Origin of the sequence: Microcoleus sp. K4-B3, from assembly GCF_036704615.1 — a bacterium.
In the GTDB taxonomy this organism is placed as follows: Bacteria; Cyanobacteriota; Cyanobacteriia; order Cyanobacteriales; family Microcoleaceae; genus Microcoleus.
In genome coordinates this window covers 37,946-58,397 of sequence record NZ_JAUBSF010000035.1, presented here as the reverse complement: position 1 = coordinate 58,397, position 20,452 = coordinate 37,946, and the positions used below count along the sequence as shown (strand labels likewise).

Sequence of the window (20,452 nt, the reverse complement as noted above, 5' to 3'; positions counted from 1 at the left end):
ACTTGAACGGGTTAATTGGAAATCAGAGACAAGCTGCCTGAGTATAATTACTCACTACAAAAGTGACATACTCCCGACAAGCTCCTTGCCGGTCAGAGTGGTATATACCCTGACGAAGATGACAGAGAATATTTAAACTCTCTAAAAGTTTTCTCTTTAGGTAAACTGATGTCTACTGCTTTTTCAATGGTATTAAATGCTTCAAAGCTCGGATTTGGGAAGGCGGCTGGTAAGAATGATATATTGGCTACGATTGAATCTTCAATCAAAATTTTCAACGATGTCAGTGTAATTATTGAGGAGGGCCATAAAGCGATGAGTAGAGGTAATGTGAGAAATAGTTATGACCGTCACGTATGGCTTAATGAGTTATACAACTCAACAATCAGAATAGATAGAGAATATATTATCGGAGTGGCGGAGGTTCTTGGTGATTACGTTGCTAGACAATAGCCAATTCGGAGCCCACCATCTAGCGGGACTCTTCCTTCAAACAGTTATCACCAATCGCACAAATGTAGCTTGGACTTGCTTCGATCGCGAGTTACATACCTCACTCTTGTCCCCCCCTTCTTAAGGGGGGCTAGGGGGGATCAAACCCAACAACTCCCCACAAACCCCCTCAAAACTCTGCAACACCTCAACATTCGTAAACCTGACAACCTTCAATCCATACCCCTGTAAAATCCCGGTTCTTTCTGCATCATACAGTTTCCCTTGTTCGGTAAAATGACTCTCCCCATCAACCTCAATTACTAACAGTAAAGCCGCACAATAAAAATCTACGATAAAATTGTCGATGGGGCGCTGTCTCAAAACTCGAAAAGGGAAATTTCTCAGAAAATTATGCCACAGTTTTTTTTCCGCAGGAGTTGGATTTTTCCGCAGTTGTTTGGCGATGGGGATGAGTTTTGGGTTGTATGGTAGGTGGAAGTTGGAGTCGTTTAGTTTGGGCATGATCCCGGTACGATCCCCCCTAACCCCCCTTCTTAAGGGGGGGACAAGATGTTAATAGAAATTATAGGTGATGGGGCGATCGCTTGTTTGGGATGGGGAGGTCGATCGCTTTTTTTACGAATCGCGCGATCGATCGATATTGAGTCAACTTTTCCATAGTACAATTAAATTATGTTGCCTAATATTTTATCCGATCGCCTCGATCGCATCCAGCAACCCATTTAACTCTCCTCCCTCATGTCCCCCCCTTCTTAAGGGGGGCTAGGGGGGATCTAGCCTCAAAAATCACCCTCAATCAAACCCAACAACTCCCCACAAACCCCCTCAAAACTCTGCAACACCTCAACATTCGTAAACCTGACAACCTTCAATCCATACCCCTCTAAAATCCCGGTTCTTTCTGCATCATATAGTTTCCCTTCTTCTGTAAAATGACTCTCCCCATCAATCTCAATAACTAACAGTAAAGCCGCACAATAAAAGTCTACAATAAAATTGTCGATCGCCCTTTTGGCATCGAAAGGGCGATCGCTCAGAAGAATCGGGCATTATTTCTCAGCGAGCAACATGATGAATAGATTCAATATATCGCTCAATTTCCTCCTCTGTGCAACTAATTCCATTCTGCCAAAGTTCATATTCACTGATATCTATCTCATCCTTCCAAACCAGTGCATAACCACCAGGTTCAACTGTAAAATTTCTGAAAAACACAGGATTACTTAAGGTCGTAAACATCGGATTATCTAATAACTTAGAGATGTCGTATTTTTTATATTCTAGATTGGTAAACTTAACCATCAATGTGCGATCGTCAATAGCTTTAGCAGAAAAAATGCGTTCAGGTTTCATAAACAGATCGGAGTAATTTTAATGGTGGAAGTTTACTAAATTCTTGGCTATTCCACATATCCAGCAGTTCTTTCTGGTACAACGTAGCCCATTCTATTACCAGCTTTTGGACCCGATTCGGTAAATCTCCTTCTATAATTTCTAAAGACTCAATACCGATCAAAGCGTTGTACTCACCGTAAACTGCGTGAAAATCAGGAGGTGGATGATCCCCAAAGAAAATCTTGATGATTATTCCGTAAAATCGTGCAACTTCTGGCAGAAAGCTTTTCTAAACGATGATATGAGGATTATTATAGCCGAGCTAAGGAGACAATATTAGTTTATCTCAAATCATGTCTGCTCGACAACTAGAGCGAGATCCCTTTTTGGCAGGGAAAGGTCGATCGCTCTTTTAGCATGGAAAGGACGATCGCTTTTTTGGGGATGGGGACGATCGCTTTTTGGGGATGGAGAGGTCGATTTCTCAATCAGTTATGAATGCGAGATCGCTCTCCGCAAATTCAATTAAACTTCAGTAAAATAAGACAGAGCCATCTGAGCCTCCCAATCTAACTCACCATGCAAACTTTAACATTTGACAGCATTTTAGACGCGATCGAAACCTTGTCTGTAGACGAACAAACCACTCTGCTTGTCATCATGCACCGCAGACTTAGCGATCGCCGTCGCACCGAAATTGCCGCTAACATTGCACAAGGAAAACAGGATCATCAATCTGGAAACGTCTTTCGAGGTACAGTTGATGAAGCGATCGCGGAGCTAAACAGTTGAAAATTATCACCTTTGCTCCCTCATTTAAACGTGCCTACAAAGGCCTGATCCGCAAACACCCGGAACTACAGTCCAAAGTTGAAGCTGTCTTGAGACTTTTGGCAGAAAACTCTTTCGAGCCATCACTGCAAACACACAAACTCAAAGGTCAATTAGCTGGCTCTTGGGCTTGTACAGTGGAATATGACTGTCGGATTGTATTTGATTTTGTTAAAAATCCAGAGTTGGGAGATGAAGAAATTCTCTTGCTCGACATTGGCAGTCATGATGAGGTGTATTGAAAATGCTGGCTTATGAGCACGCATTTTACCAACTAGATTTTACTCAATGGATTCAGCTATCATCGGAGTTAGAAAGCCTCATCATTCAAGCCGTTAACCCACCCTATAACGTGAAAATTTCAGCGAGGGACTAATTCTATGCAAACTCAGCCTGCTATCACCGAACATCTGTCACCGGAATTAGCACAAATCTTTCTAGAAGGATTACCCAAAACCATTCGTAAAGCACTGTCCATGCGGGCTAAAACCATGAATTATCCCGTTTGGGCAGTAATTGAAATGGCGATCGCCGATTATCTCGATGAAGAGGCTTTATCCTTTGTCGATTGCAAGCCCACAATCGACTAGCGATTGTTTAGTGCGATCGCCCTTTTGGAATAAGTCAAAAAGTGATCTCGCTCTTTTGGGGATATGGAAAGGGCGATCGGTCTTGTGGATGGACAGGGGCGATCGCTTTTTAGGGGTGTGAGTGCGATCGCGCTTCAACTCATTCTATTCTTCTACATTCTCAAATTCATCCATTTGCAATGTATACTGCAATGCTACCTGTAATCTTGATACATAATCTGCTGAAAGAGTGCCCAATTTTTTGATTAATCGCTCTCTATCTACCGCTACTATTTGATAGCAAAGCACGACAGAATCTTGTGTTAAACCACCTTCACCAGTCGGTAAAATAATTGTCCCTGGTATTTGAGCATCGTCGCAGATTACTTGTTACCGGAATTACGACTACTGTTGTAGTAAAGCGGTCTAATGTATCTCGCTGTACAATAATGACTGGTCTAATTCCTGCTTGTTCTGACCCTCTAGAAGGATTCAAATCTGCCAAATAAATATCTCCTAGCATCAGATTTTATCCTGTTGCTGAAGTCGAGGCAGATAATCACTTAAGGCGACTTCTGCAAAAGCTAAATCCTCGGTGGCAAACTCAGCTTTTAGTAGCGCAGCTTCTTCATCAGAAATGTCATCCCATTCTCGAAATAATTGTTTTTTATTAGCAGATTTTTGAACTATATATTGTTGAGTAGCTTGCTGTTTGTCAGCCAGATATTTCCAGATTACGCGCTCTAGTTCCTGTAACTCTAAAATTTCCAGCATTTCAAGCTGATTAACAATTTGTTTGAGGATTGCCTGTGACATAGGTTTTCACTTTTTGCGCTTGCCTAGCTTGTCTATTATACAACTATTAGCGTCAATTTGAGTGCGATCGGCGATCGCCCTTTTGGAATAAGTCAAAAAGTGCAATCGCTTTTTCGCTATTTTTGGCTATCGCTCTTGTCGATGGACAGGGCTATCGCTCTTTTTTTCATAGAAAGGTCGATCGCTCTTTTTGGCATAGAAAGGGTGATCGCTCTTTTTTTCATAGAAAGGTCGATCGCTTTTCTCGATCGAGGAATCTCGCTTTTTGGTTCGAGGAGGGGCGATCGTTTTTCTGAGGAATGCAGCAAATTAATGGTAGAGACACGGGTCAAAGCCTGTGTCCCTAGAGCGTCAAAATATGATAAACTTAGTTAAAAGCACTCGCCTTCAAGATATCCAAGCCATGAAGCTTATTTCTTTGTCAGCACATTTTGATGGGCAATCTATTCAGCTAGATGAACCCTATAAGCTTGAACCAAATATAAAACTCATTGTCACAGTCCTCCCGGAACAATTAGCAGAACGCGAAGCCTGCTTGCGGTTGTCAAGGCATCAACTAAACAATGCCTACAATCAGAACGACGATTACCCGCTCGATGCAATTAAAACACCAAATCCTGACTATGCAGGAAGCTGATGTTGTTCTCACCCCAATTCCTCAAGCTGACGGGACAATTAAGAATCGTCCAGTCATCCTTCTGAGGGAACTACCTCCTTATGGAGATTTTTTAGTTTGTGGTGTTAGCACCCAACTACATCAACAGGTTCCAGATTTTGACGATATTATTTCCCCTTCAGACCCAGACTTTGCTGCCAGTGGTTTACGGTCTCAATCGTTAATTCGGTTAGGTTTCCTTGCTGTATTGCCTCGCAATCAAATTATCGGTTCTATTGGAGCGATTTCCTCAGAGCGACATCAACGCTTACTAAAAACTCTGAGTGATTATCTTGTGAATTAGGGAGAAAGTCGATCGCTCTTTTTGGCATAAAAAGGTCGATCGCCCTTTACTCCTTTTTCTCGATCGAGGGCTGCATCAGCAACTAGCGCAACGACTGAATTATGCTGCCTAATATTTTATCTGATGACCTCGATCGCATCGAGCAAGCCATTCAACTCTCCTCACTCAAAGTCCCCGTTCTTAACGGGGATTTAGGGGAAGCGAGACTGTTGCTCCTACCCGCACCGAAATACAATTTAGATGCGGGACAGCTTACTTAAAAAAAGTGGGAATCTAATCGGTCAAATCGGGGAAAACCTCGCGCACGGCCGGATGCACCAAGCGGTGATTCTGCACGTTCAATCCCTTCGCCAAACTCGGATTCATTTCCAAAGCTTTAATCCCGTTATTTGCCAACTGCAAAACATAAGGCAAAGTGCTGTTATTCAAAGCTTGAGTCGCAGTCCAAGGCACGGCACCGGGCATATTCGGCACGCCGTAATGCACAACTCCTTCCTCAACATAAGTAGGATTTGTGTGTGAAGTTACCCGCAAAGTTTCCACGCAGCCGCCTTGGTCAACGGCTACGTCAACAATCACAGAACCGGGGTGCATTTTCGCAACAAATTCGCGAGAAACCAGCACCGGAGCTCTTTTACCTAAGACCAAAACCGCACCGATTAACAAATCAGCATCGGGAACAACTGCTTCAATTTGCAAAGGACTGCTGTAGAGGTATTCTACTCTGGAACCGAACAGAGTTTCCAAGTAGGCTAAACGATCGACATTTACATCCAAAATCTGCACTCTCGCGCCCATTCCTACAGCAATTCGCGCTGCTTCCGTGCCGACGATTCCGCCGCCCAAAATCACAACTTTACCCGGTCTTACCCCTGGTACACCGCCCAAAAGTACGCCCCGACCACCTTGCTGTCGTTCCAGAAATCGAGCTCCGAACTGCACGGCCAAACGCCCTGCAATAATGCTCATCGGCGTCAGCAGCGGCAATTTTTTGTCCGGGAGTTCGACGGTTTCGTAGGCGATGGCCTGAACTCCGCTGCTGATTAAATGCTCGGTTAATGTGCGATCGGCAGCCAAGTGCAAATATGTAAACAGCAACTGCTCTTTTTGCATCAGCGGATACTCAGCAGGCAGCGGTTCTTTAACTTTAACAATTAGTTCGCGATTCCAGACATCTGAAGCCTTTAAAACAATCTTAGCCCCTGCTTCAACGTAGTCCTCGTCCGCAAAACCGGCCCCAGCACCAGCATTCGTTTCTACAAAAACTGTGTGGCCTTTGTCCGAACAAGCCCGGACACTTGTGGGACTGAGCCCGACTCGAAATTCTAAATCCTTGATTTCCTTGGGGACGCCTATTTCCATCTATAACCTCTAATCTCAGGCATACGTAGATCGAATCTAACCTAAAAACCATCCCCAGCGGGACAATACCATTGTAGATTTTAGATTTGGCAATCCGCCTAGTCTAGGAGAATTTTTGTGGGATTTTCCGCCAGTGCGATCGCAATTTCCCAAATTGATCGTTTTCCATAAAGTCGATCGTCTTTTTAGCTTGTTCCTACTTTATTTGATATGCGTGGTCGGCATTGATATACCCTAGGTCAAAATACTCCTAAGTGAAGCCACTTAAAATGGTTACTCTACATTTACCTTTTATACCCCTTTTTTTTATTTTTTTTGTGACTTACTTTTTCTTTAAATGACTCCAAATTATAATCAATGAGGGGCAGTTTTTTGGGTTGGTAAGAGAAATTATTTTTTAGCAAAGCACCCGTATTTAGTTCCCACCTCAGCAACCATACTATCTTTAGATATTCCAACATCTTCGCCAGACTTTCAACTAACTAGGTAGGTGCAAATGAACTTTTGACATTTAGGGAAACTTATCTGCTAAAAAAAAATGGTAAAAATCTCAACAAACAACCCGAAACGGTATAAAGTAAATGGTGGTTCTAGAGATTTGCTTAAAAAAGAACTAACTTCTAGAGAGTTTGGTGTCAATATATTCGATCGGTCATTTATAATTTAACAGCAGCGACTCAGGTCTCTAAAAAAAATGCCACGCACACCTACCTTAACATTCGATCGCGGAACTCTATTGCTGCACCCGCCGCCCAAAGGCAGAGACTGGGCGGACTTTGCCACTTGGGACGATCGCGTGGAAAAATTCCGCATTCGGGCGATTCACTACCGCCCGCTGGTAGAATGCCTCCAAGCCGAGTGCATTCACTTTACCGACGAAGCTAGGGCATACGAACTACTAGGACTCGTACCCAACGTGGAAATGCAGCCTTACCCACATCAAGAACAGGCCCTCGCAGCTTGGCAGGAAGCAGGAAGCCAAGGAGTAGTCGTCCTCCCCACTGCTTCGGGCAAAACTTATCTGGCACAATTAGCCATGCAAGTCACTGGTCGCAGTACATTAATTGTAGTACCAACTCTCGATTTAATGCACCAGTGGTATGCTAATTTAAAAGCAGCTTTTCCCGACATCGAAATCGGATTGTTGGGTGGAGGTTCGCGGGACAAAACGCCAATTTTAGTGGCAACCTACGACAGTGCAAGTATTCATGCAGAAACCTTGGGCAATAAATACGGCTTGCTGGTTTTTGACGAATGCCACCATTTGCCAACAGACTTTTATCGAGTAATTTCCGAATATGCGATCGCGCCTTTTCGACTCGGGCTGACAGCTACACCCGATCGCACAGATGGCCGCCACAGCGATTTGCATTTCCTGATCGGCCCGACAGTATTTAGCAAAAGACCCGAAGATTTGGCAGGCGATGCTTTAGCCGACCATAAAATAGTTCAAATCATGGTAAAACTGTCAACAGAAGAAACGGACCGCTACGCCGAATTAATCAACATTCGCAACGACTTCTTAAAACAGTCTAACATCAGAATATCCAGCCTCGAAGGTTGGAAACAGTTTATCATGGCAAGCGCGCGATCACCCCTGGGACGGCGCGCCATGCTAGCCCACCGCCAAGCCAAAGAAATCGCCCTTTGTACCGAAGGCAAACTGCGAATCTTAGCCAAAATACTAGCAGAACACTCTCCCCAGCGCACCCTAATTTTCACCGGAGACAACGCCACAGTTTACCGAATTTCCCAAGAATTTCTCATCCCCACAATAACCCACCAAACCCCTGTCAAAGAACGCCACGAAATCCTCGATCGCTTTCGCAGCGGCGAATACAAAACCCTCGTCGCCTCCCACGTCCTCAACGAAGGAGTGGACGTTCCCGACGCCAGAATTGCTATCATATTGTCAGGTACGGGCAGCGAACGCGAATACATTCAGCGATTGGGTCGAGTTCTCCGCAAAAGCAGCGATGTAAATAAGTTAGCAATTCTGTATGAAGTCGTCACCGAAGACACCAGCGAAGAAAGAACTTCTCAACGCCGCCGGGGAGGAATGCCAGCCCAGAAACCCAAACCGCAAACAATAATAGAACCGCCAAAGCCAGAATATCAGGAACTAGAAACTATCAAGCCGACACCCATTTACGGAGTTAATCGCCAGACAACCCAGCGCGCGGCTGAGTCGCCTAAAAAATGGGGAGAAAATAATGATGAAGAAAATGAAGAGGAAATCTTGCCAACTTAGTGTATAATCTCATGAACAACTAATTAATATTACCTAAAAATGATCAATATCAGAGAAATAACTAACTTTAAAGTCTTCCCCAAGCATACTGGAGTTTGGGAAGGAAACTGGACAATACTAGACGCCGACTGCAACGAGATTCAGAAGTTTACAGCAGTGTTAACCCAAAAAATAGTTGACAACCAGTGGAGGCAAACTAACGTTCAAACTTATGCCAATGGCAAGACAGACACCCAAAATTTTGTGGGTAATACGACCAATCAAGGACAAATAGAAATTGAAAGTTCAGACTCTCCCTTTTGCAACTACAAGACATTAGCGACAGAAGTTGGAGATAATTTGATAATTTTTCAAATATGGGACAAAGTAACTGGCATTCTGAGGGCTGTTGAAACAATCAATCTTGTCAGTTCCGATCGGCGAATTAGGACTACCCAAAGCTTGACAGAAGAGGGAAAACTTAGGGGAGTTATGGTGATTGTTGAACGAAGAATTGAGTAAAACTTTTCACTGCTTATGTTACCAACTGATTTATTAAGTCACCGCCAAAACGGAGAATCAATCATCCCGCTACGCCTCAAGATAGATGCTAAAAACTTAGAAGCAGCTACCGAAACGATAAACTGCTTTCAAGAGTCGATCGGCAAAACCCAAGGCGAGCTCGACGGACGCTTGCTAGAATTAGAAGGCGACAGCCCCGATTACCGGCTGAAACGGGGATTAGCGCACCTGCTGAAAGGCGGTTTCTGCACCTTGGAAGTCATCAGTCCCCTAGAACCCTCAGAGTTGAGACAGCGGGTTTTTGCATTGTCTGCGCGATCGACTCCCAGCCCTCAATCCACCCAATTAACCCTGGAAAAAGTAGCAACTGAACTCAGCCAAGACTTAAACAGAGAAGTTTTGCCTCACGAAATCACTACAGGTTTATACGCCGATTTAAACGAAAACAAAATCCTCACTGAGTTTAATGCACCAACACCCGAAAACTTGCTTCACAAATACAATCTTTCTCAAGTTCAAGGCATATTTTACCGAGCAAGTCAAGTCCAATTAACCGCCCACCGCAACGATCCGGGAGAATACAAACTCTTATTTCGCTATCTGAAACTATTTCAATTAATGACTTACATCGAAGGCGATGCAGACCACGGTTTTACACTGACAATAGACGGCCCTACAAGCTTGTTCAAACCCAGCACCCGCTACGGCTTAGCCCTGGCGAAAATGCTGCCCGCACTGCTGCACGTCACAAAATGGAGTATGCACTCGACACTGCACACAAAAGACCCTTTTAGCGGCGTTTTGAAAACAGGTAAATTCACCCTAAATTCCGACTGCGGTTTAGTCAGCCACTATCCCCCTGGCAAGCCTTATGATAGTATGTTAGAAGCCGCATTTGCTGAAAGATGGAATTCCACAAAAACCGAGTGGCAACTGGAGCGAGAAGTTGATTTAATTCCGATTCCAGGTAGCGTGATGATTCCCGACTTTCGGTTAGTGCATCCCGACGGGCGAGTGTTTTTATTAGAAATAGTTGGCTATTGGCGGCCGGAGTATTTGCAAAAGAAATTTGCACAAGTACAGAAGTCTGAATGCGATCACTTGATTTTAGCTATTTCCGAACGGCTGAATTTAGAAAAAGCCGGAGTGAATGTAAATGACGTTCCGGCAAAAGTAGTCTGGTTTAAAGATAAATTGTTGCCCAAATCAGTCCTGGAAGTCCTCGAATAGTATACCAATCCGCCCATCAGTTGCAAACTTCTTTCTTTCTTTCTCTCTCTGCGCCCTCTGCGCCCTCTGCGGTTCAAAAAAATCCTCCTCAAAAAACCTCCCACATTGCACGCTATACTAAAATGGGAATTCACCCAATCCTTGCCACCGCGTAGTCTCACCCTAAAACCGATTGAAAAATGGCAGACACAAGTATTGTCGAAAGAATCAAAAAGCTTTTAGCCCTCGCCACCTCATCCAATGAAAACGAATCGACTGCTGCGGCAGAAAAAGCTTCCCTGTTACTGGCACAGTACAATCTCAGCCTCGCGGATTTAGGGCCAAATCACCAAGAAGAGATTGACGAAAACTCAGTTGAAACAACATCAAAATTTGTTACTTGGAAAATGATGCTGCTGTCGGGAATTGCCGACGCTAACGGTTGCAATGCCATGCGAAATACTTATAATGGCAGTATGTTTTTGGTGGGAACTTCTACCAACCTGATTGTTTGCAAACATCTGTACGAGTATTTGAGTTCTGCAATTGAAAAAAGGGCGAAGTACCGCAAAGGAAACGGCCGGGGGTTGGCGTATCTGAATGCTTTTCGGGTTGGATGCGCGACAAGGTTGAGACAAAGATTGTTGGAACAAAAACAGGAGATGGAAGAGTCGGGAATTGCGGGTTCGGGGGATGCGGCGGCGACTCCAGGGATTGTAGTGCGATCGATGTTTGAGAAAAATCAACAGGCGATCGCCGATTATCTAGAGGGCCGAGGGGTTAAAATTAGAACGAGAACAGATTCTCAAGTCAGCAGTGAGGCGGGTTTTAATTCGGGGTATGAAGTGGGCGACAAAATTAGTTTGCACAAGCAAGTGCAGCCGCAAGGGGATATGAAACAACTCAATGAATGTCTTTGAGTAGGGCGTGCGATTCTGGGATGACTTATCAAGAAATTCTAGATGATTTTCCCTATCTCACCCAACAGGATATTTTGGATTGCTTGAGTTTCGCAGCTAAACGGTAATTGGAGCGAGAGCATTATAGTTAAGTGAATAAGATACATAGGGTAAAAACATGACAGTTTACGATCTAACTATTGCTAAAATTAGCCAACTGCCGGAGTCACTTGTTGAAGAGGTGAATGATTTTATAGACTTTTTGCTCCTCAAATACAACAGTGAATTGCCACAGCTTACTGAATCAGACTTTTCTGACTATTTAAAGAATTTAGAAGCCTACGAAGAAAAGTTAGCCCGTGGAGAGATTCAATGGTAGCAGCTTCATCACTAAATCCAACATATACAAGAGGAGATGTTGTGTTATGCGATTTGAATCCGGTAGTTGGTACGGAGCAAGCTGGTATAAGACCTGTTGTCATCTTACAGATTGACCGTGCTAATGCAGTAAGTCCTCATACTATTATTGCACCGTTTACTACAAAGATTCGTCGCGCTCTTTTACCTTCTCATGTATTTGTTCCATCTGGAGTTGGGGGTTTAAATCAAGATTCAGTAATACTTTGCGAACAGATTCGAGTGATCGACAAATCTAGGGTTATTAGGCTAATTGGTCATTTAGATGAAAATTATATGGATGAGCTGGCAGTAGCCCTACGTGTGATTTTAGGCTTGTGAGCGATCGTACTTAGTTACGGGCAATTAAACCGCACTCTCGGATCGTCTATAGGCACAAATTCATAAGCAGAGTTATTGCTAGACGGGACTACTGCTACCAATTGAATAGTTGACTCCTTGCGATCGCCATTATTGTCAAAACTTATGTAACCTGTAGCTCCAATAGTCTTAAAATTAGGGTCTGCCAAAGCCTTCTGGACGCTAATGCGGGTTGGTTGCGACAGAGTTTTTAAGGCTTCTATTACCGCACGAGTTGCATCATAAGCTGAGGCCGTATTGGGACTTACTAGAGCTCGCCATAACATCTCACTATCTTTTGGAAATTGTTGATTTGGACTGTTCAATATATGCCAAAAAGTAGCTATAACCAGGCGGTTGACAGCTTCTTCGCCAGCCTCCTTCAATGTCTGATAATTGTAGAGGGTATCTCCTCCTACCATACAATAGCCATCGCGATTTGCTTTGATCACTTTTATAGCTTGGTTATGAGTTGAGGTATTCGGAAATAAAACTAGCCCTGTAGAACCTAGTTTTTTGGCTTTATCTACAGTTTTATCTGGATTGAACAGAAGGTTAGATAAATCAAATTCCTCAACTATGTTTCCACCACCAGATGTGAAGTTAGTCTGGAATTGAGCCCGGAGAGATTGGCTATAAGGATCTCCAGGATTGTAAAAAACTGCCACTCTCTGCTGACGAGCTTTATTGAGCAAGTAACCAGACAAGCTTTGGGCAGTTACCCGATCGCTAGAGACGGTGCGAAATATAAAATCCCCTGATTTTGAGATATCTTCAGATGTACTTGTAGGAGAAACTAATACTAATTTTTTCGTTTCATAAACAGGAGCAGTCTTGAGAGTTACTGAACTGGAGAAGTGACCGACGACAGCTAATATGTCAGATTTAGCGGTCAAAACATTCGCTATCTCAGTACCTTGGTCTTCTTTGTCAGCATCATCTGCGAGCACTACTTTCAGACTCTTACCATTAATTTTTTGTCCCTGATTGACCTCATCTTGAACTTGGGCAACCCCTCGCAGAAGTTCCTCTCCCCATTGGTTTACATCGTTTGTACTGCTATTGAGAGGAGCAACAACCGCGATCGTGTAAGCAGCCAACTTTTGAGCTGCGATCCGAGCGTTATTGAGATAAATTAAAGTTTCTGGATCTCTGGGTTCTTTTTTCCTTGCCTGCTCAAATAATCTAATTGCTTCACTATACTTACCGTCAGTGAATGCTTTAACCCCATTTTGCTTTTCTGATAGTATCGAGCCGGGAATTAGAATTGTTTTTCCCTCACTTAAATGATTTTCACCCGGAGCGATCTTTTGTGGTGATTTGATAGGTGGTTGTGGGGTGGGTAATCGTGAAAAGTTAAAAACGAGCGCAGCAACTAATGTTGCTACGGCTAATCCTAACCACAAGATTTTCTTGGAACTCAAACTGCGTACCTGCGACATCAACTGGGTGAGCGGGGAAAATACAAATTGGCGCCGTGGGGGTGGAGGATTGAGCGGTGTCAAGGCTCGCAATGCCTGCAATGCCTCAGATGCCGACTGATACCGATCGTTGAAGTGATAGCGCACCATTTTGTCTAAAATGTTTGCTAACTCAGGAGAAACCTGTGCCCAAGGATGCCAGATGATTTCACCATCTAGAGCTTTTTGTATTTGACTTGAAGGATTTAACCCCGTGAGTGCTTGGATGCCAACCATTCCTACAGCATAGATATCGCTGCTAAATTTTGGTTGTCGGTTGGCTTGTTCGGGAGGCATATAACCGATCGTCCCAATTGAAACTGTTGGGTTCACTAACCCCGCAGATTCTCCCAAGGTACTGATTTCTTTGACTGCTCCAAAGTCAATTAAAACCAGCTTTCCGTCTCGCCGACGGTGCATTATATTAGAAGGTTTAATATCCCGGTGAATCACTTGCTCCTGATGAACAAATTTAAGAATTCCCAGGATGTCCTGCAACAGCCTAATCACCTCATCTTCTTTTAGCCTCTTGCCTATTGTCAGTTCTTGGCTGAGGGTGTTGCCTTCAATAAACTCTTGAATTATGTAGAATTTCCCTTGTTTTGAACAACTATTAAACAGTTCCGGTATCTGAGAGTGCGTTCCTAATCGTTTCAAAACTTGAGTTTCTGTATTAAATCTGTGTTTTGCTTCTTGCAATATGGCTAGAGCGCTAGATGACGATATAATTTCTTTGACGACCACTTGCAGGGATGGATTGTTTTTATCTTCAGCTAGATACGTCTTGCTAAATCCTCCATGCCCCAATTCGTCTAGAATTTTGTATTGACCGCCAATCACATCCCCTGGATTTAGAGTCATACGGTTTAGGTAAGGCTTTGATTTGGTAATTTAATTGATGATAATTGTGCCACAAAATATAAATTGTTGCTACTTAGGAGCGCTGTCTAAACCTTTTAAGGCTTGCAATGCTTCCTTTGCGGATTGGTAACGATCTCGAAAGTGATAGCAAACCATCTTATTTAAAACCTCTGTCAACTTTTCGTTCACTTTTACCAGATCCGCCCAGATGATTTCCCCAGTATCCGCTTGAATTTTAAGTTTCCCAGGATGTACCCCTGTCAGAGCTTGGATGCCAATCATGCCCACGGTATAGATGTCGCTGCACAGTCGGGGCAAACCAGAAGCTTGTTCAGGGGGTACATACCCTTCAGCGTTAGGATATGAAAACGTTCTTGTGTTATGCCCAGCCCTGATTGTCTTAAACTCCTCAAAATCAATCATCACTATCTTTCTGTCGGATTCTCGCCGGATTAAATTCTTAGGATGAATATTACGGTGGATAACTTGACGCTGGTGAACAAAGCTGAGAACTTCCAGGATGTCTTGCAGCAGCTTTGTCACTTCTGACTCCTTCCACTGCTCACCTTCTATCAGTTCTTGACTCAAATCGTCACCAGCGATATATTCCTTGACTAGATAGAAGTCTTCTCCTTCCTCAAAGAATGCCAACAGTCTTGGAATCTGGTCGTGGTTGCTTAATTGGTACAAAGTCTCTAAACTTGCTTGGAATAACTCTCTGGTTTCTTCCTTAGACCGACTGATCAATTTTTTAACCACGCACCGACTATTGCCGAGATCCCCATCTTCAGCCAGATATGTCTCGCTCAATTCCCCATCAGGCAAGCGTTCTAGGATTTTGTAGCGCATTCGCAGGGTTTGTCCGAGGATTAGATTTGACTCACCTGCTACTTCTGAGGGCAGAGTCTGGGATGTCGGTTCCTCTTCGTGAATTTCACTTTCTGCAACCAGCTCTTCCCAGTTCTCTACGTCTAAAGCCAGAGAAATTGCCACAAAGGTTTCTTGCTTGATTGGTAGACCTCGCCAAAACCGTTTCAAGGTTGCTGATGAAGTCCTAGCCACTCGGCACAAAGTGTCATCGGTCTTTGTCCATCCTTTTTTGCGTCTGGCTAGATCTACCAATTCTAAGCCAGGTTCTGATGCTCTGAGTGAAATTGCCATATTTAGCACTCCTCCAGCTCAGCTTGGATCAAATAAGTATTAAATTTCACCCAGTTGCCAAAATAAGCTAAAACTGCTACATTAGTCGCCATATGAGCTACAAGATTGTTAGGATACTAGACAACAATCACTTACTTCCAACTAAACAGACGTGCTGTAGACGTTTTAACCTTTGTTGGGGAGGGTGAGTGCGACTAGCCCAAAAATTATCTAATCTCATTATGGCTGATTTTTGGCTCATTTGTCAAGGAATATCACCTCGACAATCCAGTTTGTAATGGCTCAGAGCATCGTCTCAACCCAGGTTGCGTCTACCGCGCAAACTTCTACCAGATAATCCATATGATGTCACCAAATTTGCCTCAGAACGACTTAAGCCATCAGGACCTGAGCCATCAGGATTTACGCAACAGAGAATACTGCCACAGGAATCTAACAGGCACGAAATTTAACGGTAGTGATTTAAGCCATGCAAAATTCTCGGGGGCAAACTTGGAGCGGGCTCAATTTTGCGGAGCCAACTTAAAGCAGACTAAATTCTCTGGCGCTCAACTCGAGGATACTGTGTTCACCCGTGCGGATCTAACTGGTGCTGATTTGAGTGGAGCAAATCTGCGACGAGCAAATCTGCCAGGAGCAAATCTGCGAGGAGCAGATTTAACCGATACTGATTTGAGTCAAGCGAATGTACAAGAGGCTCTATTCCAAGGTTGCACCGGACTGAGCAAAGACGCGAAGCGTGATCTCAAGAGCCGAGGTGCAATACTTCATTCTTCCAACTCAGACAGGAAGTGGTGGGTAGAGAAAGTGCTTGTGCCGATCACGGTTGCTCTCATCACTAGCGGCGGTATCTTCGGGATAGCGAAGGTTATAAGTGTCCCTAAACCCTCTGCTTCGCCGAACCCATCCCATTACTCAAAATAGTTTTTCTACTCAGTTGGCTCAAGAAAAACCATAAGAATCAGAGCTAACCGATAATTTTCCTGAAACTTAAGTGCGATGGTAACTCATGTTTCTAACTAACAATTGTGGGGCAGGCTATCCAGCAGCCCCACATTCCCCAAAAGAGCGATCGCCCTCAATCAATCAATTCCGCTTCTTCAAAAATCTGCCGAGTCGTCAACTCCAAACCAGGCAGCAACTCATCCACAATCGGTGTATTATCCGTATAAACTTGACTCGAACCATCGGCGAAAAAACTTCTAATTAAAATAGCCTCTGGATCGATCGCCCAAACTCGCGGAACTCCCGCCGCCAAATAATCTTTCGCCTTCTCTTCAAATTCCTTCATACTTCGATCCGGCGATATAATCTCAATCACCAGTTCAGGAATTGCGGGACAAGCTTCATTTCGCCGCCAACTTTTCGGCAGACGTTCATAAGAAATGTACGTTAAATCGGGAACAGGTGCCCAATCTTTATCCTGACGTTTTAACAAAATTGCCCATTCTGGAAGCACTCGCCCGCGTCCTTTACACCATACACGAATCAGGTCACACAAAGCTCCCTGTAAACTGGAATGAAAAAATTTTGGAGACACTTTAGGAACTGCTTCACCATCTACAAACTCACAATATATATCTCCGTCGGGCAAAGCTAGAAATTCTGCTAAAGTGAGTTTGGTTCCGATGCCTACCATGACTCCCAGCCCTCTCGCTAATTAACTCAAATATCAATTATACAAAATTTCCCAACTTTCCTAGAAGTACGATCGCCCCTGGGCCTCTATTCCAAAAACCGCATAACAAAATCCCCGACTTCTTTAAGAAGTCGGGGATTTAACCGCGATCGCATTTTAGGTGAGGCGTTTCGCCTGTTTCTATGCCAAAACTGGCACCGGCTGCGGCCAACGTCCCATGACTTTACCAATCACCGCCAATTCTTCCATCAACTTGTCGAACTGATCCGGTGTTAAAGATTGCGGCCCGTCAGACAAAGCTTTTTTGGGATTCGGGTGCACTTCAATCATCAGCGAATCTGTACCAGAGGCGATCGAAGCAAAGGCCATCGAGGGTACAAACTGCGCCCAACCGGTGCCGTGACTGGGGTCAACCATCACCGGTAAGTGAGTCAGAGTCCGCAATACTGGCACCGCCGACAAATCTAGCGTATTGCGCGTATACTGCCTGTCATACCCGCGAATTCCGCGCTCGCACAAAATCACGTTCGGATTGCCAGAAGCCATGATATACTCGGCAGCCATCAACCATTCTTCAATGGTGGCCGAGATGCCGCGCTTCAGCAAAACAGGTTTGTCTTGAGCTCCGACTTTCTTCAACAGTGAGAAATTCTGCATATTTCTCGCCCCGACTTGGATCACATCGGCTACTTCCACGATCGCACTTAAGTCGGCCGCATCCATAACTTCGGTAATAATTCCCAAACCGCTAGCTTGCCGCGCCGCAGCTAGCAATCCCAAAGCACTCTCGCCGTGGCCTTGGAAAGCGTAGGGGGAAGTTCTCGGTTTGTACGCGCCACCGCGCAGAAAATGAGCTCCAGCAGCTTTGACGCGCATTGCCGTTTCGACAATCATTTCTTCGTTTTCGACCGAGCAAGGGCCTGCTACGATCGCGATCGGGTGATTTAGGCCGATCGTCACAGTTCCTAAAGGAGTAGCAACCGCTACTTCGCTGGCTTCTCCTTGGCGGTACTCCAGAGAAGCGCGTTTGTAGGGTTTTTCCACGCGCAGCACTTCCTCAATCCAGGTGCTCATTTCGCGCAGTTGCATCGGTTCGAGCTCGGCGGTTTCGCCTACCAAACCCATGACAACTTTGTAACGGCCGACGATTTTTTCTGGGATCAAACCCCAGGTACTGCGGAGGTCTTCGTCTAGTCGATCGATCTCGGCTTCTGGAGTGCCGGCTTTCATTACAATAATCATATTTTTTTTGCCTTTTCTGTTGGGCTAAACTACGGATTATGACACGGATGCACTGAGAAAAATAGATGCAATGGCGATCGAGAATCTATTTATATCAGTATTGTTAGCATTGTTGTGGGGCGGGTTCTTGTTCCCTCCCCAAAAACAAACTCTAGATGGTTAACACCTTAGTTGTTAGCTAATGACTAATAACTAATAACTAATGACTAATGACTAATGACTAATTTTTTGGTTTGGCGGCGCGCCACGCTTCTCGCATCCTGCCAAAATTGGTATTAAATTCTTCCCACCCCAGAGTGCTTCCTGAAACTTCTTCATCCCAGGAAGCCGAGAGGACTCCGTAACTCAATCCCAGAACCCCTAGACCAAAACAGCCCATGCTTACGAGTAATACTGCTGTGTTGGGCAGATCGAACAAGCCGTTGCTGACTACCAAATAGCTTACAAAAAATGTGGAAATTCCCAGGAGGGTTGGTATGCCGCAGAATACCGCTATGCGGGATATCATGCGTTTGCTGACTGCTTCTGGGATGGATTGCGCCTGTTTTCCGGTTTTGTTAGCTTTGGGCTGCTTCTCGGCAGAATCAGACTCTAAGGCTGCGTTTGCTTGGGGTTCTGGGGGCTTTTTAGGCGTTTTTTTACGATTTGTTGCCGGTTCAAAGGGCAAGCGCTGGCGGGGTGGTTCGGAGGACATATTTTATCTCTGACCTGAAATCTCGAACATTTTTCAATAAGTCTTGGTGTTTGTCCAAGATTAAAGAATATTGTCGCAAATTTTGGCTTTGGTGTTTAGCCGCGAATGCCTAGACGGGCAATCAATGCTTTGTAGCGATCGACATTTTGCTTTTGGATGTAGGCCAGCAGGCGCTTGCGGCGGCTGATCATCATCATCAAACCGCGCCGGGAGGCGAAGTCTTTTTGGTTGATTTTCAGGTGGGCGCTGAGTTTGGTGATGCGATCGGTCAGCATGGCGACTTGGACATCTGCTGAGCCGGTATCGGTTTCATGGGTTTGGTAATCGCCCATGATTTCTAGTTTGCGCTGTTGTGTAAGTGGCATGAATTGATTTTATGTTTTTTTGTACGATGTCACAATCTCCAATGATATCACAGCCAATGAATAAGGGTGCAGGGTGCGAGATGAAATTTTTTCTGCAAGAGTTCGCATGGCGAGTTTTAATCCCCTTGCGGGCAAAAGTGAATTGCGACATTGAAACCAGCGAGCGCCAACAGTATCACATCCTTTAGCGCCAGCAACGTCGCGCACTCTCTCTGTCTGGTCCCCGCAAACAACCCCGAGATTTGCGATGACCCCTCTAATAATCTCGAAAGCTATTTCTATAATGGTTGGTGGATAAAGGCCCAGTGCCCTGCATAAATGCTTTTTATGGCACCCACCAAACGTAATAAAATTCTGGCCGCTGTGGTGGGTGGCCGCTTGGGCGCTCGATACAGCAAAGCCACAATAAGAAAAACCCCGGAACAAAATGGCAAAGCCACCCGGTCTAAAGACCTTCCCCAAGTTACTGTCTCAAAAAGAGGTAGACCTCATTGTCGCAAATGACGAGTACACCAAGAACCCAGGCGATGTACTCTTTCGCTACTACGGAGACTTCGGACACAACACCCCCGAGCCAACCACACCCCCAGAGGCCGACGCGCCCATCCGTCGCGGAGCCCCCGGCAAAGAGACCCCGCCACCAAGCCCCTGGATGCTCGCTTGGGGGAAGACCCTACAAGACCGTGGGTTCTTCAATGAGATGCCCAATCAATACCGCGTCACGGATTGGTTCGGCAGCCTCTCGGCCCAGTTCAAATGGCACATCGACAACCACCGACACGGAGAGAGAATCCTCGCCATCAGCCTCTCCAACAACCGTGTCATTGGCTTTCGCAAAGATGCCAATAGCCCCGTCTTTGAACTAGAACAAAATGCAGGAGACGCCTATTTAATCGCTGGTCCAAGCCGCTGGAGTTGGCAACACTGCGTGCTGCCAAGAGGCAAAGACAAGAGCGGAGGGAGAAGTTTTGTGGTGAGCTTTAAGCGCCCCGCGCAATAATCAGCCACGCCCCCTTCCTTCACTTCAATTAAAGAGTTTCAATCCCCTTGCGGGGAAAAGTGAATTGCGACTTGCGATCGACTCAA

General features: G+C 44.9%; 31 protein-coding genes. 16 read left to right on the top strand and 15 right to left on the bottom strand.

The window, feature by feature from the left end; all coding sequences use genetic code 11:
• Positions 1-168: 168 nt before the first annotated feature.
• Positions 169-453 (top strand): hypothetical protein, encoded by a 285-nt coding sequence (locus tag QUA78_RS16705; RefSeq protein WP_333307150.1) that lies wholly within the window; start codon positions 169-171, stop codon positions 451-453.
• Positions 454-573: 120 nt separating this feature from the next.
• On the opposite strand, the gene QUA78_RS16700 is transcribed toward QUA78_RS16705, so the two are convergent.
• The 4 genes from QUA78_RS16700 to QUA78_RS16685 all read right to left on the bottom strand — a co-directional run bounded on the left by QUA78_RS16700 (position 574) and on the right by QUA78_RS16685 (position 2,038).
• Entirely contained in the window at positions 574-957 is a 384-nt protein-coding gene (locus QUA78_RS16700; protein ID WP_333307148.1) for an endonuclease domain-containing protein, read from the bottom strand.
• 278 nt (positions 958-1,235) lie between these two features.
• The gene (locus tag QUA78_RS16695; protein WP_333398915.1) at positions 1,236-1,493 is read right to left on the bottom strand and encodes an endonuclease domain-containing protein; all 258 of its coding nucleotides are present in this window, start codon (positions 1,491-1,493) and stop codon (positions 1,236-1,238) included.
• Between the two features lie 19 nt (positions 1,494-1,512).
• Positions 1,513-1,809, bottom strand: a complete 297-nt coding sequence (locus QUA78_RS16690) for a DUF2442 domain-containing protein (RefSeq protein ID WP_333307147.1) — start codon at positions 1,807-1,809, stop codon at positions 1,513-1,515.
• A complete protein-coding gene (locus tag QUA78_RS16685; protein ID WP_333307152.1) occupies positions 1,799-2,038 on the bottom strand; it encodes a DUF4160 domain-containing protein in 240 nt (79 codons plus the stop codon). Before QUA78_RS16685 ends, QUA78_RS16690 begins: the two co-directional genes overlap by 11 nt.
• A gap of 332 nt (positions 2,039-2,370) precedes the next feature.
• Between QUA78_RS16685 and QUA78_RS16680 the strand changes: the two genes are divergently transcribed.
• The 3 genes from QUA78_RS16680 (at position 2,371) to QUA78_RS16670 (ending at position 3,212) form a co-directional block, all read left to right on the top strand.
• Complete coding sequence (locus QUA78_RS16680) at positions 2,371-2,583, top strand: hypothetical protein (protein ID WP_333307145.1); 213 nt, start codon at positions 2,371-2,373, stop codon at positions 2,581-2,583.
• On the top strand, positions 2,580-2,864 hold the full coding sequence (locus QUA78_RS16675; protein WP_333307143.1) for a type II toxin-antitoxin system mRNA interferase toxin, RelE/StbE family: 285 nt from the start codon (positions 2,580-2,582) through the stop codon (positions 2,862-2,864). The genes QUA78_RS16680 and QUA78_RS16675 overlap by 4 nt, the downstream gene beginning before the upstream one ends.
• Before the next feature lie 138 nt (positions 2,865-3,002).
• Positions 3,003-3,212, top strand: a complete 210-nt coding sequence (locus QUA78_RS16670) for a hypothetical protein (RefSeq protein WP_333307140.1) — start codon at positions 3,003-3,005, stop codon at positions 3,210-3,212.
• Positions 3,213-3,356: 144 nt separating this feature from the next.
• Here the strand turns inward: QUA78_RS16670 and QUA78_RS32905 are convergent, their stop codons facing one another.
• The 4 genes from QUA78_RS32905 to QUA78_RS16660 form a co-directional block, all read right to left on the bottom strand.
• Positions 3,357-3,545, bottom strand: a complete 189-nt coding sequence (locus QUA78_RS32905) for a type II toxin-antitoxin system PemK/MazF family toxin (protein WP_445302452.1) — start codon at positions 3,543-3,545, stop codon at positions 3,357-3,359.
• Positions 3,526-3,714 carry a type II toxin-antitoxin system PemK/MazF family toxin gene (locus QUA78_RS32900; RefSeq protein ID WP_333212237.1) on the bottom strand — a complete coding sequence of 63 codons (189 nt, stop codon included), beginning with the start codon at positions 3,712-3,714 and terminating at the stop codon, positions 3,526-3,528. The genes QUA78_RS32905 and QUA78_RS32900 overlap by 20 nt, the downstream gene beginning before the upstream one ends.
• The gene (locus QUA78_RS16665; RefSeq protein ID WP_333398914.1) at positions 3,714-4,007 is read right to left on the bottom strand and encodes a hypothetical protein; all 294 of its coding nucleotides are present in this window, start codon (positions 4,005-4,007) and stop codon (positions 3,714-3,716) included. The genes QUA78_RS32900 and QUA78_RS16665 overlap by 1 nt, the downstream gene beginning before the upstream one ends.
• Positions 4,008-4,123: 116 nt before the next feature.
• Positions 4,124-4,339, bottom strand: a complete 216-nt coding sequence (locus QUA78_RS16660) for a hypothetical protein (RefSeq protein WP_333398913.1) — start codon at positions 4,337-4,339, stop codon at positions 4,124-4,126.
• Between the two features lie 26 nt (positions 4,340-4,365).
• Here QUA78_RS16660 and QUA78_RS16655 point away from each other — a divergent pair, with 26 nt between their 5' ends.
• The 3 genes from QUA78_RS16655 to QUA78_RS16645 all read left to right on the top strand — a co-directional run bounded on the left by QUA78_RS16655 (position 4,366) and on the right by QUA78_RS16645 (position 5,226).
• The gene (locus tag QUA78_RS16655; protein ID WP_333398912.1) at positions 4,366-4,644 is read left to right on the top strand and encodes a hypothetical protein; all 279 of its coding nucleotides are present in this window, start codon (positions 4,366-4,368) and stop codon (positions 4,642-4,644) included.
• Positions 4,631-4,966 carry a type II toxin-antitoxin system PemK/MazF family toxin gene (locus tag QUA78_RS16650; protein ID WP_333398911.1) on the top strand — a complete coding sequence of 112 codons (336 nt, stop codon included), beginning with the start codon at positions 4,631-4,633 and terminating at the stop codon, positions 4,964-4,966. Before QUA78_RS16655 ends, QUA78_RS16650 begins: the two co-directional genes overlap by 14 nt.
• 101 nt (positions 4,967-5,067) lie before the next feature.
• Positions 5,068-5,226: a hypothetical protein gene (locus QUA78_RS16645; protein ID WP_333307649.1), complete on the top strand. Its 159-nt coding sequence runs from the start codon at positions 5,068-5,070 to the stop codon at positions 5,224-5,226.
• Between the two features lie 13 nt (positions 5,227-5,239).
• Here QUA78_RS16645 and ald read toward each other — a convergent pair whose 3' ends face one another.
• Complete coding sequence (ald, locus tag QUA78_RS16640) at positions 5,240-6,328, bottom strand: alanine dehydrogenase (RefSeq protein WP_333398910.1); 1,089 nt, start codon at positions 6,326-6,328, stop codon at positions 5,240-5,242.
• A 694-nt stretch (positions 6,329-7,022) separates the two neighbouring features.
• Between ald and QUA78_RS16635 the strand changes: the two genes are divergently transcribed.
• From QUA78_RS16635 to QUA78_RS16605, 7 genes are all read left to right on the top strand, one after another.
• A complete protein-coding gene (locus QUA78_RS16635) occupies positions 7,023-8,579 on the top strand; it encodes a DEAD/DEAH box helicase family protein (RefSeq protein WP_333302212.1) in 1,557 nt (518 codons plus the stop codon).
• Positions 8,580-8,618: 39 nt separating this feature from the next.
• Complete coding sequence (locus tag QUA78_RS16630; RefSeq protein WP_333302213.1) at positions 8,619-9,080, top strand: DUF3598 family protein; 462 nt, start codon at positions 8,619-8,621, stop codon at positions 9,078-9,080.
• A gap of 15 nt (positions 9,081-9,095) precedes the next feature.
• Positions 9,096-10,310 carry a DUF790 family protein gene (locus QUA78_RS16625; RefSeq protein ID WP_333302214.1) on the top strand — a complete coding sequence of 405 codons (1,215 nt, stop codon included), beginning with the start codon at positions 9,096-9,098 and terminating at the stop codon, positions 10,308-10,310.
• Positions 10,311-10,489: 179 nt separating this feature from the next.
• Positions 10,490-11,209 (top strand): DUF2786 domain-containing protein, encoded by a 720-nt coding sequence (locus tag QUA78_RS16620; RefSeq protein ID WP_333302215.1) that lies wholly within the window; start codon positions 10,490-10,492, stop codon positions 11,207-11,209.
• A complete protein-coding gene (locus QUA78_RS16615; RefSeq protein WP_333398909.1) occupies positions 11,200-11,316 on the top strand; it encodes a DUF433 domain-containing protein in 117 nt (38 codons plus the stop codon). Before QUA78_RS16620 ends, QUA78_RS16615 begins: the two co-directional genes overlap by 10 nt.
• Before the next feature lie 50 nt (positions 11,317-11,366).
• Positions 11,367-11,567, top strand: coding sequence for a DUF2281 domain-containing protein (locus QUA78_RS16610; protein WP_333106034.1), 201 nt, complete (start codon positions 11,367-11,369; stop codon positions 11,565-11,567).
• Positions 11,561-11,926 (top strand): type II toxin-antitoxin system PemK/MazF family toxin, encoded by a 366-nt coding sequence (locus QUA78_RS16605; RefSeq protein ID WP_333302216.1) that lies wholly within the window; start codon positions 11,561-11,563, stop codon positions 11,924-11,926. Before QUA78_RS16610 ends, QUA78_RS16605 begins: the two co-directional genes overlap by 7 nt.
• Positions 11,927-11,940: 14 nt before the next feature.
• Here the strand turns inward: QUA78_RS16605 and QUA78_RS16600 are convergent, their stop codons facing one another.
• Together QUA78_RS16600 and QUA78_RS16595 are read right to left on the bottom strand one after the other, a co-directional pair.
• Positions 11,941-14,265 carry a bifunctional serine/threonine-protein kinase/ABC transporter substrate-binding protein gene (locus QUA78_RS16600; RefSeq protein ID WP_333302217.1) on the bottom strand — a complete coding sequence of 775 codons (2,325 nt, stop codon included), beginning with the start codon at positions 14,263-14,265 and terminating at the stop codon, positions 11,941-11,943.
• 69 nt (positions 14,266-14,334) lie between these two features.
• Positions 14,335-15,426: a serine/threonine-protein kinase gene (locus QUA78_RS16595; RefSeq protein WP_333302218.1), complete on the bottom strand. Its 1,092-nt coding sequence runs from the start codon at positions 15,424-15,426 to the stop codon at positions 14,335-14,337.
• 342 nt (positions 15,427-15,768) lie between these two features.
• On the opposite strand from QUA78_RS16595, the gene QUA78_RS16590 reads away from it, so the two are divergent.
• A complete protein-coding gene (locus QUA78_RS16590; protein WP_333302219.1) occupies positions 15,769-16,350 on the top strand; it encodes a pentapeptide repeat-containing protein in 582 nt (193 codons plus the stop codon).
• 154 nt (positions 16,351-16,504) lie between these two features.
• Here the strand turns inward: QUA78_RS16590 and QUA78_RS16585 are convergent, their stop codons facing one another.
• The 4 genes from QUA78_RS16585 to rpsO form a co-directional block, all read right to left on the bottom strand.
• Entirely contained in the window at positions 16,505-17,065 is a 561-nt protein-coding gene (locus tag QUA78_RS16585) for a Uma2 family endonuclease (protein WP_333302220.1), read from the bottom strand.
• 180 nt (positions 17,066-17,245) lie between these two features.
• Entirely contained in the window at positions 17,246-18,307 is a 1,062-nt protein-coding gene (gene aroF, locus QUA78_RS16580) for a 3-deoxy-7-phosphoheptulonate synthase (RefSeq protein WP_333302221.1), read from the bottom strand.
• Positions 18,308-18,527: 220 nt separating this feature from the next.
• Positions 18,528-19,001: a PAM68 family protein gene (locus QUA78_RS16575; protein WP_333302222.1), complete on the bottom strand. Its 474-nt coding sequence runs from the start codon at positions 18,999-19,001 to the stop codon at positions 18,528-18,530.
• A gap of 95 nt (positions 19,002-19,096) precedes the next feature.
• Complete coding sequence (gene rpsO / locus QUA78_RS16570; RefSeq protein WP_332984486.1) at positions 19,097-19,366, bottom strand: 30S ribosomal protein S15; 270 nt, start codon at positions 19,364-19,366, stop codon at positions 19,097-19,099.
• 427 nt (positions 19,367-19,793) lie between these two features.
• Here rpsO and QUA78_RS16565 point away from each other — a divergent pair, with 427 nt between their 5' ends.
• The gene (locus tag QUA78_RS16565) at positions 19,794-20,366 is read left to right on the top strand and encodes an alpha-ketoglutarate-dependent dioxygenase AlkB (RefSeq protein ID WP_333302223.1); all 573 of its coding nucleotides are present in this window, start codon (positions 19,794-19,796) and stop codon (positions 20,364-20,366) included.
• The last annotated feature ends 86 nt before the right edge of the window (positions 20,367-20,452 follow it).